This window comes from Dissulfurispira sp., assembly GCF_036745535.1.
Classification (GTDB): Bacteria; Nitrospirota; Thermodesulfovibrionia; order Thermodesulfovibrionales; family Dissulfurispiraceae; genus Dissulfurispira.
In genome coordinates this window covers 1-17,113 of sequence record NZ_DAIOFX010000043.1, presented here as the reverse complement: position 1 = coordinate 17,113, position 17,113 = coordinate 1, and the positions used below count along the sequence as shown (strand labels likewise).

Sequence of the window (17,113 nt, the reverse complement as noted above, 5' to 3'; positions counted from 1 at the left end):
ACTCTATACTACCTGAATCGGAGGTCTTTCTAAAATCTATTTTGGACAGATGTGAATTAGGATAAAACAAGCATAAAGGGGGTCAACATGAGCACATTGGCAATAGCAACAATCATAACGGTTGCTGCATTCTTTTTTCTGGCGGTAGCTCTTTTTAATACCCTTATTTCTCGAAAGAACAGGGTCAGTTATGCTTTTTCTTCTATTGATGCCATGCTGAAAAAGCGGTATGACCTGATTCCAAATCTCGTGACCGTTGTTGAGAAATACATGACGTACGAAAAGAAGGTGCTGGAGGAACTGACCTTATTGCGGGCAAAAGCGGTCTCTGGCAATATTGACGATGAGGAGAGAATAACGCTGGATAAACAGATCAGCAAGGTGCTGAGAAGCATTATTGCAGTGGCTGAGAATTATCCAGCCCTGAAGGCGAGCGAAAATTTTCTCCATCTGCAAAAGTCGCTGAATGAGATAGAAGAACAGATTTCGGCATCGAGGCGCGCTTATAATGCTGCAGTTACTGATTACAACAACGGAGTTGAGATGTTTCCCCTCAATATAGCCGCAAGGATAATGGGCTACAGGCAGAAGCCATGGTTTGAGATTCCAGACGAGGAACGCAAGCCTGTGGTTATAAAATGAGAGGGTGAGCGTGAAAACAGTCAATTTTGAAGAACTATATAACGATAGACTCGGACGATTGTTACATGAACTAGATCAGAGGAGGAAAAGAAGCATTTCCTTCATATTTAAAACCGGTCTGGTTTTGCTGGGCATCGGAGGTCTCCTTCTAATCGTTTATGAGAGCGCTGGCATGTCATGGTGGTACCACTTTTTTTCTCTGGCAGCTATTGGTATTGTCTTGCTATTCGTCTATACAAGGCAGAAAAATAGCTATGCCCGTGAGTTTAAGTCAAAAATTATGCCTTCTATTCTGCAGTTTATTAACTCTGAGCTATATTATCATCCCTATAACTATATGAGCAAGGATGAGTTTAATGGGTGCGGTCTATTCAAATGTCCGGACCGTTATAACGGGAAAGATTATGTCGAGGGTTATGTTGGAGAAACGCACATAAAATTCTCAATTGTGCATGCTGAGGAAGAACACAAAACAACGAGGACAGACGATGATGGGCACTCACAGACCGACACATACTACGCTACAATATTTTGCGGTATATTTTTTTCCGCAGACTTCAATAAATGGTTTTCCGGATGCACGTATGTAATGCAGAAAAGCCCGGGTCTTTTTCGTAAGGGGCGTGTAAAGCTGGAGGATCCGAGGTTTAACGACAGGTTCACAGTTTACAGTTCTGACCAGATAGAGGCAAGGTATATCCTTGCCCCAAACCTTATGGAGAGGATAGTTGCTCTCAGCGACAAAGCAGGGAAAATATCACTCTCATTTGTAGGGAGCAGGGTTTATATTGCAATACCCACAAACTATAACCTGTTCGAACCTCCATTTTTAAGTTCGATACAAGATGCTGATGTCATATATAATTACTTTTATTTCCTGAATCTTGTTGTCGGAATAGTAGAAGATTTAAATCTGAATACCAGAATTTGGAGCAAGTGACATCTCAGGCAGCCTGCGTTGTTAAAATGTGTAATTTAGATTATACTAATCCTGATTATACATCTGAGAGGAAATCGGAAGCCCTCAGAGATAATCAACGAACATGGATTTGGAAAAAAGCCTTGTTTCAAGGTATCTCGATATTCTCGGAGTTCTCTGCTTTGTCGAAAAGGAAGTGTCAGTTGTAGGGTATTTATTGGTCAGGGAGAGACGGTAATATTATGATGACAGCCGACATAACAGCAGGACGCTTCGAATTTTGCGTAGTTCCCCGTGATCCTTTGATACTGCCGTCTTATAAAGGTTCTACTTTCAGGGGCGCATTCGGACATGCATTTAAAAGGGTTGTATGTGCTTTAAAGGCAAAGGAATGCTCCGGGTGTCTTTTGAAAGAGAAGTGTGTTTATTCCTATGTGTTTGAAACCCCTCCGCCCCCTGATACAAAGATGATGAGGAAATACGTGGCAGCACCCCATCCATTTATAATAGAGCCTCCCTTGGAAAAGCGGATGAGTTATAAGCCGGCAGATGAGATAACATTTGGGCTAGTTCTCGTTGGCAGGGCAATAGACTATCTTGCGTATTTTATTTATGCCTTCAGCGAACTTGGCAGTATCGGAATAGGAAGAGGGAAAGGCAGTTTTGAGTTAAAAAATGTAAGCTCCAATGGAAGGATAATCTATGATTCTCAAAGCAAGACCATACATTCATTTAAAGCCAACGACATTCCTCTTTTCTTCGATGATAGTTCAGGAAAAAGCGAAATCGAAAACGTCACCATCAGGTTTCTTACTCCCACAAGGATTTTTTATAACAATCATCTTACAAAAGACCTTGAATTTCACATCCTTGTGAGAAACCTTTTAAGGAGACTCTCTCTGCTTTATTATTTCCACTGCGGCGGAGATCCCTCTGACTGGGATTTTAAGGGGCTGATAAAAAAGTCAGAAGATGTTGTCGTGGCTAAAAGGAACCTTAGATGGTATGACTGGGAGAGATATTCGGCAAGGCAAAATACAAAGATGAAGATGGGAGGCTTTGTGGGGGAAATAACATTCAATGGAGATGTCGAGCAATTAATGCCACTTATAAAAGCCGGAGAAATAGTGCATGTGGGAAAAGGCACAACCTTTGGATTAGGGAAATACGAGGTTCTGATTTAGTTATACGTTTTCTACCATTTCCCATACGCCGCATGGGCAGATGCCTGCGCAGAAGCCACAGCCGATGCAAAGATTATCATCCACAACGTATTCGAATGAACCGTCTTTGTGTTCGACCCTGCTTATTGCTCCCCAGTAGCATGTAGCCTCGCACATGTGGCAGTCGCGGCATGTGGCGCATGACATGCACCTGTTAGCCTCCTGCTCTACAGGGAAATCACCGCGGCAGATATCATAGTATTCTGTCTTAATTCTCTCATAAGGAATGACCTGCTTTATTTCTGGGTGGCGAGGAGCGTGTGCGACCTGATAATGGATTTGCTCTGCTGCAACCCTTCCGTGACCGATGGCGTGTGTTACGAGTCCGAGACTTGTCACGTCACCGATTGCAAAGACCTTTACATCAGAGGTCTGATAGTTTTCATTAACTACAATCCAGCCCCTTTCTGTATGAATGTTTGGCGGCAGGAAATCAATTTGCGGTACATCACCTATGGACATCACAACAAAATCAGCATCCATTGATGAGCCGTCCTTGAAGTAGAGCTTTTTCTCTTTTTTGTCGTATCTCTCTGTGAATCTCGGCCATACGATCTGTGTTCCCTTTGCCTTTGCTATCTCCATCTCCACTCCGAATGCCGCAGGCTTCTGGATATCGATGGCTGTAACCGATTCAGCACCGTAATTGAATGCCTCGGAGCAGACATCCATTCCCACATTTCCTGCGCCGATTACGACAACCTTCTTGCCCTTCAGGTCAGGATGTTTTCCGAGGTTTATGTTTTTCAAAAAATCGTATGCTGAAACTATATTCTCGGAGCCCGGAAATGCTATCTTTCTTGGCTGATGTGCGCCTATAGCAAGAATAACCACTTCGTGGTCTTTGTATATTTCATCGAATGTGCCTCTATCTACTTTTGTATTCAGATGGACATTGATTCCAAGCTCTTTAAACCTCGAAATCTCTTTTTCGAGTATCTGGCGCGGGAGCCTCTCTCTCGGAATGCACTGCTCTATCTTTCCACCCAATTTATCACCTGCCTCGTAAAGGTCAACGGTATGTCCTTTCAATGCAAGCTGCCATGCTGCGCTCATTCCTGCGGGGCCTCCACCGATAACTGCTATCCTGTGGCCTGTTGGTTCAGCCTTTTTCGGAGCAGGCAGGTCAAGTGCAAGGCTACCCATCCTGTCTATATCAAGAGGTTTGTCAAGATGCGCCCTTGTACATGCCTGCATGCAGAGATTGGGGCATATCTCTCCGCAAACCGTTGCAGGCAGAGGACTATATTGCAATACCAATTCCAATGCCTCATTGAGTTTGCCCTGTCTGATTAATGATGCCCTTTTGTGAGATGGTATATGTGTCGGGCATGCATATGCACACGGAGGAGCATATTTTTCATTTGCCCATACTGGTTTATTCCTTCTGTCTCTACCCGTTGTTATATATGGAAGTAATGTAAGTTCGTGGTCAAGATATTCGGCAAATATACCTCCCTGTCCTACCTCTTTTTCCCACATGTTCTTCCTGAATTCTGAGGTGGACATCTTGAACCATTTTCTTGCCCTCTTTTCCTGGGGTGTATATGCAATTAATTTCTTCCATGCATCTGGCGACTTTGTAAGTTCGTCATAATATTCCATCCTGTCAATGGCTTCGAGATACGGTTTCATATTTGTCTTGAGCCATTGCCAGTCCTGCTCTGTGAGGTCGAGGAGCTTTACATCCTTTTCGCTGTAACCCTGAATCGGCCCCCTGAAATATATTGTTCCTCCAACCATTCCGACACACGGACGATAACCTAAGATATTTTCAGGATTCCTCGGATTTATGCCGCAGACAACTGCAATTCCTCCTGCCTTGAACTCTGCAAAGGAATCGCCCACGTTCCTGAAATACCATGACTGGGGCGGTTCAAATCTCGGATTCTGTTTTGTCATGGTATCGCATCTTGCTCCGCCGCTTCCCTGTACATAGAGAATTCCCTGTGCAGCGGCATTCCATGCACCATTTGTGACATCGCCGAGTACTGTTATCTTTGCACCGCAGTTAATCCATCCCACATCGTCAGAGACGCTGTTTTTTACGACTATCTCTGTGCCGAACATTCCCATACTTCCGAGCCTCTGGCCAACAGGGCCTTCAACAGTTATCTTTACGGTCTCACCCCTCGGCCAGATACGGCCGCCGATGCCATGTTGACCGTCAGCAATTATATGAAGCTCTCTTGCACCTTCCTGAACAGCATGCTGTATCTGTTCTTCAAGGATTCTGGAAGGAACTCTGTTGCCGTTCACATTGCCTTTAATGATGGCAGTCTTTCCCTGTATGGCGAGCATCTGCTCCGCTGCTGCCTTTTTTGTGACTTTTGGTTTTTGCGTTGTTGTCTTCTTCTTTGCCTTAGCACGCATAACTTATTCCCAACCTCTCTGCTATTGCCTGGTCATCTATGCTTAATCCGTCAGACATTCCTATGGGCAGTTCTGTGCTCCTTCCCATAGGTGCGAATATCTTTTTCAGTTCAACATCTGCAGCCTTAAAGACCTCTACTACCCTCTCTGCAACCTTGTCAGAATCCAGCCTTCTGTAAAGCTTCGGATCCTGCGTTGTTATGCCCCTCGGGCATTTGCCTGTATTGCAGAGGTTGCATCTGTTGTATTCGTCTCCAAAACAGTCTGCTGCTGCCTGCATAATGTATTTTCCGATGGCAACTGCTGATGCTCCCAGCATTATGAGTGCTGCGGCGTTTGCAGCAAGATTTCCCTTCTTTCCGATCCCTCCTGCTGCTATCAATGGAAGTTCGTTCTGCTTGCCCTGTTTTACAAGGTCAAGATAGCACTCCCTTAAGTTTGATACTATTGGATGGCCCATCTTGTCCATGGACACATTGTATGCTGCTCCTGTTCCGCCGTCCTCACCGTCTATGCTCAAGGCTGCTGCATAAGGGTTCCTTGCAAGGTTATTCAACACCGCCCTTGCCGTCCTTGTCCCCGATATCTTCGGATAAACAGGCACTCTGAACCCCCACGCCATAGACATGGACTGTATCATCTTTGCAACCGCCTCTTCTATGGAGTACTTTGTCTGGTGTGTTGGAGGCGATGCAAGGTCAACAAACTGCGGCACGCCACGGATCTTTGCAATGAGCTTTAAAACTTTCTGCGCCATGAGCAGTCCGCCGTCACCGGGTTTTGCACCCTGACCATACTTGATCTCTATGGCTGCAGGGTCTTCCACCATGTGCGGAATTGCATGTATTATTTCATCCCATCCAAAATAGCCCGATGCAATCTGGATGATAAAATACTTCAGATACTTTGATCTTAAAAGCCTCGGCGGCATTCCGCCTTCGCCGGAGCACATAACAACAGGCATTCCTTCCACCTCATTGAGATATGCCACGCCCATTGCAAGGCCTTCCCACATTGGAGGAGATAATGCACCGACAGACATGCTTCCTATCATTATGGGGAATATCTCTCTGACAGGCGGAATAAAAATGCTCTCCTTATCTACAATCAATTTGCCGTTTACTGATTTCAGCGGCAGTTCTTCTGGAGGCAGAATCCTTCCTATATAAGACCTCACGCGGAACTCGTGTCTTCCTGCATCCAGGGCAGGGTCGGTGAGCATGGATATCCTCGCGAATTTCAGCCTGTCGAGGGTTGATATTGAGGGGTCATTTCTCCTTCCACCCCTCTTGTATCCCTCTCCTCCCTTGTTTTTGTAATGGAGGAATTTGTGCTGTGGATTGAATTCAGGCTCGATTGCCTCATTGGGACAGACCAGAGTGCATGAGCCGCAGCCTGTGCAGCATCGCTCCATATCCTTGACCTGCTCTACCACATGGGTAATGCTCCTTACCGCTGTTGGTGTGGGGACAGGTCCTTCGGACTTCACAATTCTCTGAACCCTTACTGTAGGCTCGATGGCTTTTACAGGGCATACTGCAGTGCACTTGCCGCACCTCTTGCACCTGTCGTCCCTCCACCTGATTATATATGGAAACTCCTTTAATGAGAGCTGATGATTATGGTCTAACCTTATCCCTGAAGCTGGTTCCATACCTTAACCTCCTGTGCATCGGGCGAGACAATTACCATGTCGTATTTCATAGGGAATATGTCTTTGCTCCTGTCTCTTTTCGGCACTGCCCTGTCAACGCCGCACTCCTCTGACATCAATGCATACCTGCCTTTTATCCCTCCCACAACGCCTGGCCTCAGCTTTTTTGAATCCTGGACCATGAAGCATGTGCCGTCAGGGATAAAGCCTATTACCATGTTGGGACCGTCTATGCATAGCGGTCTTAATGACTGTTTGATGAGTTTTAATGCCTCTTTGTCTTTTCTCTGTTCTATCTCTGCTGCCTTAAGCGGTGTAATGACATCCTTATAATATGTGAGCGGAAACTTCAACTGCCTTACTGTGTAATGGAGGATATGTGTAAACACCTCGCTGTCGCTGTTATAACCTATATATCCCGGGAACCCCCTGCTCATTAAAAATTCCCTTATCGGCACAAATGCCGTGTTTTCACCGTTTGTCATCGAGCAGTATCCCTGAATGAAGAACGGATGGCAGGCGTAGAGATGTATTGCATAGTTTGTATTCTGCCTACCCTGAGCAAATACAATCTTTGCCTTTAATCCGTCTTTATCGAGACCGAAGAATTCAGCCACCTCAAGGGGGTCTCCCACCTCTTTTAATGTAATGACATCAGGATAGAAAGAAAATGCAAATATGGACTCGTCAGGCTCGCCTATCTTCCTGATGGCGAGTCTTGTATTCATCAGGAGTTCTTCCTTTTCCTGCATTGATTTGCCGGCATAAGAAGCAGGATAGTCATAAGCCCGTGCAAAATAGTAATCTCGGGCAACGATGCCCTTTATGGGTTTTATCTTAGGCGTCCACTCATGTCTGAGCTTGAAACCATGCTTTTTCATGAAGTCATCGAGGGTCTTCTTGCCTTCTTTCGAACAGATGCCCGAAAGTATGGGATATTTTTTCAGCTTCTCGAACTCTCCTCCGAGATTTTTCAGCGTGAGCCCGAGGCCCGAGCCGTCATGTCCTTCCTTCATTGTTTCGAGGGCAAGGACGGGTTCTATCGATGAGATGTAATCTTTCGAAGTAATCGCAGCCAGTCTGCACATAGTCTATGTCTTCTTTATCTCAAAGAAATTTACTTAAATTCAAGAATTCCGTTCATTTTAAAATTTTGGTCGGCTGGTTGTCAAACTATGTGCGGCAGTGCGACACGGGTTGTCAGTATGTTGACGAGCCATATTAAACATGATAGTATATTACACATATAGTTACACATATTTTTTGGAGGTATTGGGAATGAAGAGAACGAACATCATGCTTACCGATGAGCAACACAGGAAGCTGAAATTATATGCAAAAAAAGAGGGACGGACGCTCGGGGAGCTTGTCAGGGATGCATTGGATTCAACCTACAAGAAAAAGAATGACATCGAACACAGAAAAGCGATTGCCCTCGACGCTTATAAGGAGGGCTTTATCAGCCTCGGCAAGCTTGCAGAGATTTTAGGCGTAGATATTGTCAGCACGCGGCTTTATTTGAAAGAGCAGGGCATTCCTGTCAGGGTGCAAGAGCTGCACGAGATTGCCCGGGATGCTGCTAATGCCTGATGTCATATTCGACAATTGCGTGCTGAGTAACTTTGCCCTGTCCGGCTCGCCGTCTATTATTAAAAGGCTGTACGCAAATACAGCATATGCCACCGATTTTGCTGTTGCCGAAAACATGAAAGGGCTTCTTAAAGGATATGCCGGACTCGCGGCAGTAAGGGAAGCCATAAAAGAGGGCTGGCTTAAAGAAATTACATTAGAAACCGAAGACGAGAAATCTCTCTTTGAGTCGCTGTCGGTATCGATGGGCTTAGGCGAGGCCTCAAGCATCGCCGTTGCAAAGACAAGAGGATTTGTTTTTGCCTGTGATGACAGAGTGGCAAGAAGGGAGGCAGGATTTTTAGGAGTTGAACTTACGGGAACAATAGGCATTATCATGAAGGCTGTGAAGAAGAAGCTATTTAGCCCTAAAGAAGCAGATTCGATATTAAGGCGCATGATTGCTCATGGATTTTATTCGCCCATAAATTCAATAAAGAAAGTGCTGTAAAAATCATGGATATCATTACATCCCACATAAACGCTGATTTTGATGCGCTATCATCTACCATCGGTGCGAAAAAAATATACCCTGATGCCGTGATTGTATTTCCTGGCTCCCTCGAAAAGAAGGTGAGGGACTTTGTTGATGCATTCCATCCCGTTGAGATAAAAAAGCTCAAGGACATAGATTTAGAAAAGGTAAAGAGGCTTATATTAGTTGACACAAAGCATCCGGACAGGATAGGGCAGCTCAAGGAACTGCTCTCAAGGCCTGATCTTAAGGTGCATATCTATGACCACCATCCCATTAAAAAGTCAGACATCAGGGGGGAGTTGGAGGTCATAGAGCATGTGGGTGCTGTATCCACCATATTTACAGAGATGATCCAGAAAAAGAAGATTCCGTTGACCCCTATGGAGGCTACAATACTGTGCCTCGGAATATACGAAGAGACAGGTTCTTTGACCTATACATCAACAACACCCAGGGATTTAGTGGCAGTTTCATATCTGCTAAAAAGAGGCGCCAATCTCAATATAGTCTCGGATTTTTTGAAGATAGAGTTGAGCAGGGAAGAGTTTACCCTGCTCAATGAACTTGTGCAGTCTCTGAGGGAGGTTGTCATTCATGGCGTGAGAATAAAGATAGGAAAGGGTGCGATAGAGGGATTTGGAGACGTGGCACATCTTGCCCATAAGATTATGGATATGGAGGATACGGATGCTATTGTGCTTTTGGTCGGGATGGCCGATAAGGTTCTGATGGTTGCAAGGAGCAAGGTGGCTGAGCTGGATGTGTCGCAGGTCTTGTCTGATTTCGGAGGCGGAGGCCATCCAACTGCTGCCTCTGCAACAATAAAGGATATCCCCTTTGAGATAATTGAAGAAAGGCTCATAGAATCTTTAAAGAAAAATGTACGGCCTTTAAAATGCGCGCAGGATGTGATGACAACTCCTGTTATCGTCATTCAACACAACGGTATGATAAGAGATGCAGAGGATATGATGACGAGATACGGAGTAAATGTCCTTCCTGTTGTTAAGAAGGACAGATATATGGGCATTTTGACGAGGGAGGTTGTGGAGAAGGCCCTTTTCCACGGCCTTGGAAAAAGCAAATGTCTTGATTTTGCAACTACCGATGCCATTACCACCTCTTCTTATGTACCCATATCCGAAGTTGAGGCATCCATGATAGAGCAGAACCAGAGGTTTGTCCCTGTGCTCGACGGAGACAGGATAATCGGCGCAATCACAAGGACAGATATATTGAGGGCGCTTTATGAGGATTTCTTGAGAAAGAGCAGGGTCTCTGCAAAGGAGCTTGTGGGAGAGTCTGTCCTCGGTCTGGGAAGGAATATTTCGGGAATATTAAAAGAGAAATTGCCTTCCCATTTATACGATTTTCTTAAGATGGCCGGAGAAGTTGCTGATGATCTGAAATTCGGCTCATATCTTGTGGGAGGCTGTGTGAGGGATATGCTGAGGGGCGAGGAGAACCTTGATATCGATATTGTGGTTGAGGGCGACGGTATTGCCTTTGCAAAGAAACTGGGAGAAAAGATAGGCGCAAAGGTGATGACCCATGAAAGATTCGGCACAGCACAGGTAATAAAGGAAGACTTCAAGCTCGATGTTGCAACAGCAAGGACAGAGCATTACGAATCCCCTGCTGCATTGCCAAAGGTGGAGACATCGTCCATAAAAAAGGACCTTTACAGGCGTGACTTCACCATAAATACCCTTGCAGTGAAATTGAACAAAAGGGATTTTGGCCAGCTAATAGATTTCTTTGGAGGACAGAGGGATTTAAAGGACAGGGTCATAAGGGTGCTTCATAATCTGAGCTTCATTGAGGATCCCACAAGGGCTTTCAGGGCTATAAGGTTTTCTGAGAGGTTCGGCTTTAAATTAACGAAGCATACAGAGAACCTCATAAAATCCGCCATCAGGATGAATATATTCGAGAAGCTTTCAGGCACGAGGCTTTATGACGAACTGATGCTGACTTTCAACGAAACCAATCCCATAAAGGCATTAAAGAGGCTTGGAGATTATGAACTGCTGAAGGTAATACATCCGAAGATCTCTTTTTCCCCTGAGATCGAATTACTCCTTCAGTCGGTTCACGACACCATCACATGGTTTGAGCTGCTTTTCCTGAAGGAAAAATATGACAGGGGCATGCTTTATATCATGGCCCTCTTGTATAAGCTAAACAAGGATGAAAGGGAGTTAGCTTTGAACAGGCTTTCTGTTACATCGAGGTTGAAGGACAGGATATTAAAAGGACTTCAGGCTGCTCATGATATATTGAGAAGGCTTAAGCCAGGCAATCCTGTGGAGATATATCATTTGCTAATGAGTCGTGATATAGAATCTATTCTCTTCAGCATGGCATTGACACGGGATAGTGAAAAGAAAAAGGCCATATCCCACTTCCTTCTGGAATTGAGGAATGTAAAACCTGCCCTTACGGGCAATGATTTGAAGAACCTCGGCATCACACCAGGGCCTGAATACTCAGACATACTGCGGAAGATACTTGACGAGAAATTGATGAAAAGGCTGCATACTAAAGAGGAAGAGATAGAATTTGTCAGGAAACTCTTAAGACATCTGTAATATCCGGATGTTAACAAAAATTTACAGAAAAATTTACGCTAAAACACTTGTTTTTTGAGTTTAAACATGTTTTATTAGTTGCAATTATCAAGTGCTTTTAGGGGGATAAATGAAAAAGAGCATGAGTCTCGACAATAAGGACAAAAAGGAACTGCCCCTTTACCCCATAGGTATCGTGGCTGAGTTGATAGGCATTACCGACCAGACATTGAGGCTTTACGAAAAGCATGGGCTTATAAAGCCTGTAAGACGCAACAAGAACAGATACTATTCTGAGAATGACATAAAATGGATAACCTGCATACGTGACCTCATACATATAAAAAAGATTAGCATAGAAGGAATAAAGAAGCTCCTCGAATATGCACCTTGCTGAGAGATTACCGATTGCTCGGAAGATAAAAGGAACAAATGCACCGCATATATCGACAAGACAAAACCTTGCTGGGAGCTTAATAGGTCAATATGCAATCGAGAGAATGGCAAGCTCTGCGAAGATTGCGTTGTTTATATAGCTAATAAGATGAAGAAGAATTAATGGCCTCTAATCGTAGTCGGCCGATGACGGTACAGCCCTTTCGATCTTTGAAGGAGCGCTGCTGTAATCCCTTGGCTGTGTCCCTTCCCTGAAGTATTCCGAAACACCTGAAGACTCATCAGAAGATAAGAGCCCTGTGCGCGGGTCTATGGAGAGTTTTATTATTCCTTCCGGCACAGAAAAATCTGTAGAAGATTCATTGGCGAGCATATTCCTCATGAAGTTTGCCCATATTGGCGCTGCCGCCCTTCCACCTACCTCTCCTGAACCGAGGGATCTCCTCATATCGTCAAAACCAACCCACACACATCCCACAAGTTGTGGCGTATAACCCACAAACCATGCATCCTTATAATCATTGCTTGTCCCTGTCTTGCCTGCAGCAGGCCTGCCTATATTTGCCCTCATGCCTGTACCGTAGTTAATGACATCCTTCATCATGGATGTTATTAAAAAGGATGTCTGCGGAGTTATTGATTCCAGCCCTTTCGGCTCATTGCTCTCCAGTACCGTACCCTTTGTGTCCGTGACATATTTGATTGCTATGGGAGTTATTTTGACGCCGCCGTTTGCAAAGGTTGAATAAGCTGTTGCCATCTCAAGGGGCGTTACGCTTATGGAGCCGAGGGCTATGGTCAATTCCCTCGGCATATCTGCCTCTATGCCTATATCCTTTGCAAAGGATATTACCTTGTCAATACCTACTGCATCTACAAGCTTCACTGTCACTACATTTCTGGAGTATGCGAGTGCCTCTCTTAATGTGGTAGGCCCATAATATTTGTGGTCATAGTTTTCAGGCTTCCATTCCCCTCCCGGTCCTCCGGGATAGGAGACCGGCTCGTCATTAATGATGCTTGCCGGAGTATATCCGTGCTCGATGGCTGCTGCATATATTATCGGCTTTATTGCAGAACCCGGCTGCCTCTTTGCATAAACCGCTCTGTTATACTCGCTCTTCGTGAAGTTAAAGCCTCCGACGATCGCCCTTATGAATCCTGTCTCTGGTTCGATCGCTACTACCGCACCTTCCACTTCCGGCTCTTGTTCAAGACTGAACATTACATTCTTCCCCGATATGCTCTTGATCTTCACCCATATAATATCGCCTTTCTTCAGTATGTCGGTGAGTTTTAAATTCTTGATTGTCCTTATTTTTCCCGATGGGCGGTCAATTACCGTGCTTGCCCACATTGCATCGGCAAGCATAAGCTTGCCCGAAATGCCCCGTGCTTTAATTACAGCCTCTTTCGGACTTACGGACATAACAACACCTGTGGATATATCTCCGACAGATGCAGAAAAAGACACCCTTGGCTCATCTTTGTCGTCGATGCCCAGGAAGGACTTAAGACCCCCCGAGGATTCTTTAATGTCCTTATGCCCTATTGGGCCTCTCCAGCCCCTTCTTTTGTCGACCTCACGGAGCCCTTCCTGAAGCGCCTTCTGTGCATATGCCTGTGCATTTCTATCGAGGGTTGTATAGACTCTCAGTCCGCCTTTATATACTGTTTCCACGCCGTATTTTTGTTCCAACTGCTGCCTGATGTATTCGAGGAAATAGTTATATGAATCCGTGTTTGCCCTCATGGATGATAGATGGATAGTATGGTTTTTTGCTGCTGCCCTCTCAGAAGGCTTAATGTATCCTTCTTCCTCCATCCGCGCAAGCACAACCTCCTGCCTTTCCTTTGATCTCACGAGGTTGTTATAGGGAGAATAAGTGTTTGGAGCCTTTATCAGCCCTGCTAAAAGTGCTGCCTCAGGCAAGGTTATATCGCTCACCGATTTGCCGAAATAAAGCTTCGATGCCATCTCAACACCGTATGCGCCGTGTCCGAAATAGACCTTGTTGAGATAAAGCTCCAGTATCTCGTTTTTTGTCATTTCCTTTTCGAGCCTTATGGCGAGTTGTGCCTCCCTGAGCTTTCTCTGAATGGTCTTTTCCGGGGTCAGGAACATTATCTTTGCAAGCTGCTGGGTAATGGTGCTTCCACCCTCCTTGAGGCTTGCATGCAGAATGTCTTTAACGAGAGCCCTTCCTATTCCGATATAATCTATACCCTTATGCTGCCAGAATCGTGAGTCTTCTACTGCGATTACAGCATTTTTAAGATGTGCTGGAATCCTGCTTAAAGGAACGAAGATGCCCTTTTCTACCTTGAACTCACCTACCAGTGTGTCATCGTCTGCATAAACCTTTGTGCCGTCAGTAGCCCTGTATTTTTTCAGTTCTGTAATTGAGGGCACTCCCTTTGCAATAGCAAGATATCCGCCTGCTATGAAGCCAAAGATAAGGACAGAAATGGTGAGAACTAATTTAAAACGCATTTCTAAATTATAAACAGGACGTGATAAAATTTACAAATGGAACGCAAGCCCTTTGTATATAAAAGCCCCATTGGCGATATTTACTGCCTATTTGAAGGTGTGTTCTTGATAGAGGTGCATATAGAGGGAAGCAATCAGTTAAAAGAGGGTTCAAGGATTCAAGGGTTCAAGGAGGCAAGGAGGCAGCTTGACCACTTGGATCCTCGGCCCCTTGAGTCCTTACTGAAAAATGAGCTTGATGCTTATTTTAACGACCACTTAAATGAATTCAAGCAAAAGATAAAATTTATCACAGGTACAGACTTTGAGCATAAGGTCTGGCTTGCCTTGAAAGAAATCCCCTATGGCGAGACGCGCTCTTATAAATGGATTTCTGAAAAGGTCGGAAGACCAAAGGCAATGAGGGCAGTTGGGCAGGCATTGAAGAAGAACCCGATGCCGATAATTTTACCCTGCCACAGGGTCATTGCCTCAGACGGCTCTATCGGTGGCTTTTCATGCGGAGTTGAAATTAAGGGGTGGTTGTTGAGGCATGAAGGAGCTTATGGAAAAAGAGGCATGTCTATACAATAAGCTTGATGAACAAAAGGTCATCTGCCTAATTTGCCAGAGGAGATGCGTTATCCCGGAAGGCAAAAAGGGCTGGTGCCATACGAGGATTAATAAAGATGGAAAGCTATATACTTTGATATATGGAGAGGTATCTTCGTTATCCATAAATCCAATAGAGAAAAAGCCTGTCTTTCATTTCTATCCCGGCTCAAAATGGCTTTCCCTCGGAAGCGTGGGCTGTAACTTCAGATGCCCCGGCTGCCAGAACTGGGATATAGCACACTGGAAAGAAGGACCAATGCATACAGAGTATATGTCTCCGGAAAATCTGGTCTCTAAGACAAAGGCTGCAAAATGTATAGGCATATCATGGACGTTCAACGAGCCTGCACTTTGGTTTGAATATACACTCGATGCTGCAAAGATTGCAAAGACCCAGGGACTTTATACCAACTATGTGACCAATGGATTTATCACAGAAGAGGCATTCGCTATGATAGCACCATTCCTTGATGTATACAGGGTTGATATAAAGGGCTTCTCTGAAAAGACATATATGAAAACCGGCCATATAAAGGGCTTCGAAGGGATTCTTGAAATAACCAAAAAGGCAAAGGAATGCGGAATGCATGTGGAGTGCGTTACAAATGTCACTGCCGGATTCAATGACAGCGAAGAAGAATTGAGGGACATTGCATCATGGATAAAGAATGCTCTTGGCCCTGATACCCCATGGCATGTGACAAGGTTTTATCCCCATCTGGAACTCAGCCATCTATCACCAACACCTGTCTCCGTACTTGAAAGGGCATATTCAATAGGCAAAGAGGAGGGGCTATGGTATGTGTACCTCGGCAATGTTCCGGGGGCATAAGGGTGAAAACACATATTGTCATATGTGTGGTGAATTGCTTATTGAGAGATATGTTTTTGATATTGTTAAAAACAGGATTAAGAAGGGTAAATGTCCTAAATGCAATACTGTGATACCGGGGAGGTTCAGGGAATAATTGCACTTTTCTCGGTGCATGGCAATTAAGGCATGTTTGACTCGATTTATTGTTTTGGTTAGGATATTGTAAAGGAGAAAGGGGGCAATAAAATGAAACATGTCCATAAATACGAAACAATTTCCCATCACGGAATTACATCCGAGTTGATGGACCTCGGCATCAAGGCAGCCGAGATCAGGAAGTGCAAGAAATGCCAGAAGGAGATGCCCTTTGTGTTGACGCATAAGGGTGAATGGGTTCCACTCTTTGATGACAGGGAATCCGATGAGCAGGATATCTTATTGGCATGAAGTTCTTCTTTGACGAGAAGCGTTTTTCCGAGAGCACCGGGAAGCTCCATATTTACTGTCCTTACAGGGAAAGAACTGGCATCAATGTCCATGTGGTGATAAAAGGCGGATATTGCTACCGTTCAAGGCAATGTATGATTGTACAGTGCAAGTTCAACAGCATACAGTTAGATATTGAGGCCCTCCTTTCATTGGTATGGTAGGGCATATCAGATACTTATAGGTTAAAGGGAGAAAAAATAATGGATCAGAAAAAATTGATGTTGAGGGTGAAATACAAGACCGATAACGAGAAGCTCACCATTAATTCACAGATGTACTTTATTGCTGATACAGCCGTTTTTACGATAAGCGACCTTGTTAAGCAGAAAAGCGCCCTTATGATGGCGTGGCTCGAAGGAGAGATGTTGCATATGAAGCCCTTATATAATCCTCAGGGGAACAAGCCTATAGGAATCACCAAAATTATCAATAATAAAGAAAAAGAGGCTATGCTAATAATGCTTTCGGACGGCATGGTGGTTGTTATTTCTTCCAAGGACCCGAAGGGCTGCACTCCACAGATTATAAAGCCACAGGTAACAAATAAGGCTTAAGCAGAGTCGTGAAGATAATTGTGTTAATGAAAAGTATGAGCGGGCCTCAAGCTATAAATTCAGTTGTCAACAAATGTTAATAACCTGTCATGAAAAGCGCCTTGCATTCTCGGGAACGTCTTGACAGCTTTTGTTTTCCTCTGCTTCAGCTTATTTTTTGTGCAGGGTGAAAATCATGCAGAATCAACCTGTTTTGTGAGAATATGAGGCTTCTCTAAAAAGATTTTTTTACACATCTGTCCAAAATAGATTTTAGAAAGACCTCCGATTCAGGTAGTATAGAA

16 protein-coding genes are annotated in these 17,113 nt (G+C 44.6%); 12 read left to right on the top strand and 4 right to left on the bottom strand.

The features are described 5' to 3' along the window. Positions 1 to 87 precede the first annotated feature (87 nt). The 3 genes from V7L97_RS08220 (at position 88) to cas6 (ending at position 2,745) form a co-directional block, all read left to right on the top strand. A complete protein-coding gene (locus V7L97_RS08220; RefSeq protein WP_333654953.1) occupies positions 88 to 642 on the top strand; it encodes a LemA family protein in 555 nt (184 codons plus the stop codon). A 10-nt stretch (positions 643 to 652) separates the two neighbouring features. Then, entirely contained in the window at positions 653 to 1,582 is a 930-nt protein-coding gene (locus V7L97_RS08215) for a DUF3137 domain-containing protein (RefSeq protein ID WP_333654951.1), read from the top strand. Between the two features lie 221 nt (positions 1,583 to 1,803). Then, positions 1,804 to 2,745: a CRISPR system precrRNA processing endoribonuclease RAMP protein Cas6 gene (gene cas6 / locus V7L97_RS08210; protein ID WP_333654949.1), complete on the top strand. Its 942-nt coding sequence runs from the start codon at positions 1,804 to 1,806 to the stop codon at positions 2,743 to 2,745. On the opposite strand, the gene V7L97_RS08205 is transcribed toward cas6, so the two are convergent. Genes V7L97_RS08205 through V7L97_RS08195 form a run of 3 tightly spaced genes read right to left on the bottom strand, consistent with a single transcriptional unit; the run spans position 2,746 to position 7,899 of the window. Then, on the bottom strand, positions 2,746 to 5,157 hold the full coding sequence (locus V7L97_RS08205; RefSeq protein ID WP_333654948.1) for an FAD-dependent oxidoreductase: 2,412 nt from the start codon (positions 5,155 to 5,157) through the stop codon (positions 2,746 to 2,748). After that, positions 5,147 to 6,811 (bottom strand): glutamate synthase-related protein, encoded by a 1,665-nt coding sequence (locus tag V7L97_RS08200; RefSeq protein WP_333654947.1) that lies wholly within the window; start codon positions 6,809 to 6,811, stop codon positions 5,147 to 5,149. The genes V7L97_RS08205 and V7L97_RS08200 overlap by 11 nt, the downstream gene beginning before the upstream one ends. Beyond that, a complete protein-coding gene (locus tag V7L97_RS08195) occupies positions 6,790 to 7,899 on the bottom strand; it encodes a glutamate synthase (RefSeq protein ID WP_333654946.1) in 1,110 nt (369 codons plus the stop codon). The genes V7L97_RS08200 and V7L97_RS08195 overlap by 22 nt, the downstream gene beginning before the upstream one ends. Before the next feature lie 190 nt (positions 7,900 to 8,089). On the opposite strand from V7L97_RS08195, the gene V7L97_RS08190 reads away from it, so the two are divergent. From V7L97_RS08190 to V7L97_RS08175, 4 genes are all read left to right on the top strand, one after another. Further along, positions 8,090 to 8,401, top strand: a complete 312-nt coding sequence (locus V7L97_RS08190; RefSeq protein WP_333654944.1) for a UPF0175 family protein — start codon at positions 8,090 to 8,092, stop codon at positions 8,399 to 8,401. After that, positions 8,394 to 8,891, top strand: coding sequence for a hypothetical protein (locus V7L97_RS08185; protein WP_333654942.1), 498 nt, complete (start codon positions 8,394 to 8,396; stop codon positions 8,889 to 8,891). Before V7L97_RS08190 ends, V7L97_RS08185 begins: the two co-directional genes overlap by 8 nt. A gap of 5 nt (positions 8,892 to 8,896) precedes the next feature. Continuing rightward, complete coding sequence (locus V7L97_RS08180; RefSeq protein WP_333654939.1) at positions 8,897 to 11,509, top strand: CBS domain-containing protein; 2,613 nt, start codon at positions 8,897 to 8,899, stop codon at positions 11,507 to 11,509. A 109-nt stretch (positions 11,510 to 11,618) separates the two neighbouring features. Next, positions 11,619 to 11,885, top strand: coding sequence for a MerR family transcriptional regulator (locus V7L97_RS08175; protein WP_333654937.1), 267 nt, complete (start codon positions 11,619 to 11,621; stop codon positions 11,883 to 11,885). Between the two features lie 168 nt (positions 11,886 to 12,053). On the opposite strand, the gene V7L97_RS08170 is transcribed toward V7L97_RS08175, so the two are convergent. Next, positions 12,054 to 14,378, bottom strand: coding sequence for a penicillin-binding protein 1A (locus V7L97_RS08170; RefSeq protein ID WP_333654936.1), 2,325 nt, complete (start codon positions 14,376 to 14,378; stop codon positions 12,054 to 12,056). A gap of 36 nt (positions 14,379 to 14,414) precedes the next feature. Between V7L97_RS08170 and V7L97_RS08165 the strand changes: the two genes are divergently transcribed. The 5 genes from V7L97_RS08165 to V7L97_RS08145 all read left to right on the top strand — a co-directional run bounded on the left by V7L97_RS08165 (position 14,415) and on the right by V7L97_RS08145 (position 16,829). After that, complete coding sequence (locus tag V7L97_RS08165) at positions 14,415 to 14,951, top strand: methylated-DNA--[protein]-cysteine S-methyltransferase (protein ID WP_333654933.1); 537 nt, start codon at positions 14,415 to 14,417, stop codon at positions 14,949 to 14,951. Further along, entirely contained in the window at positions 14,911 to 15,804 is an 894-nt protein-coding gene (gene amrS / locus V7L97_RS08160; RefSeq protein WP_333654930.1) for an AmmeMemoRadiSam system radical SAM enzyme, read from the top strand. Before V7L97_RS08165 ends, amrS begins: the two co-directional genes overlap by 41 nt. A gap of 228 nt (positions 15,805 to 16,032) precedes the next feature. Next, on the top strand, positions 16,033 to 16,233 hold the full coding sequence (locus tag V7L97_RS08155; RefSeq protein WP_333654928.1) for a hypothetical protein: 201 nt from the start codon (positions 16,033 to 16,035) through the stop codon (positions 16,231 to 16,233). Next, positions 16,230 to 16,436: a hypothetical protein gene (locus V7L97_RS08150; RefSeq protein ID WP_333654927.1), complete on the top strand. Its 207-nt coding sequence runs from the start codon at positions 16,230 to 16,232 to the stop codon at positions 16,434 to 16,436. The genes V7L97_RS08155 and V7L97_RS08150 overlap by 4 nt, the downstream gene beginning before the upstream one ends. A 39-nt stretch (positions 16,437 to 16,475) precedes the next feature. Continuing rightward, positions 16,476 to 16,829 carry a hypothetical protein gene (locus tag V7L97_RS08145; RefSeq protein WP_333654926.1) on the top strand — a complete coding sequence of 118 codons (354 nt, stop codon included), beginning with the start codon at positions 16,476 to 16,478 and terminating at the stop codon, positions 16,827 to 16,829. Positions 16,830 to 17,113 lie beyond the last annotated feature (284 nt).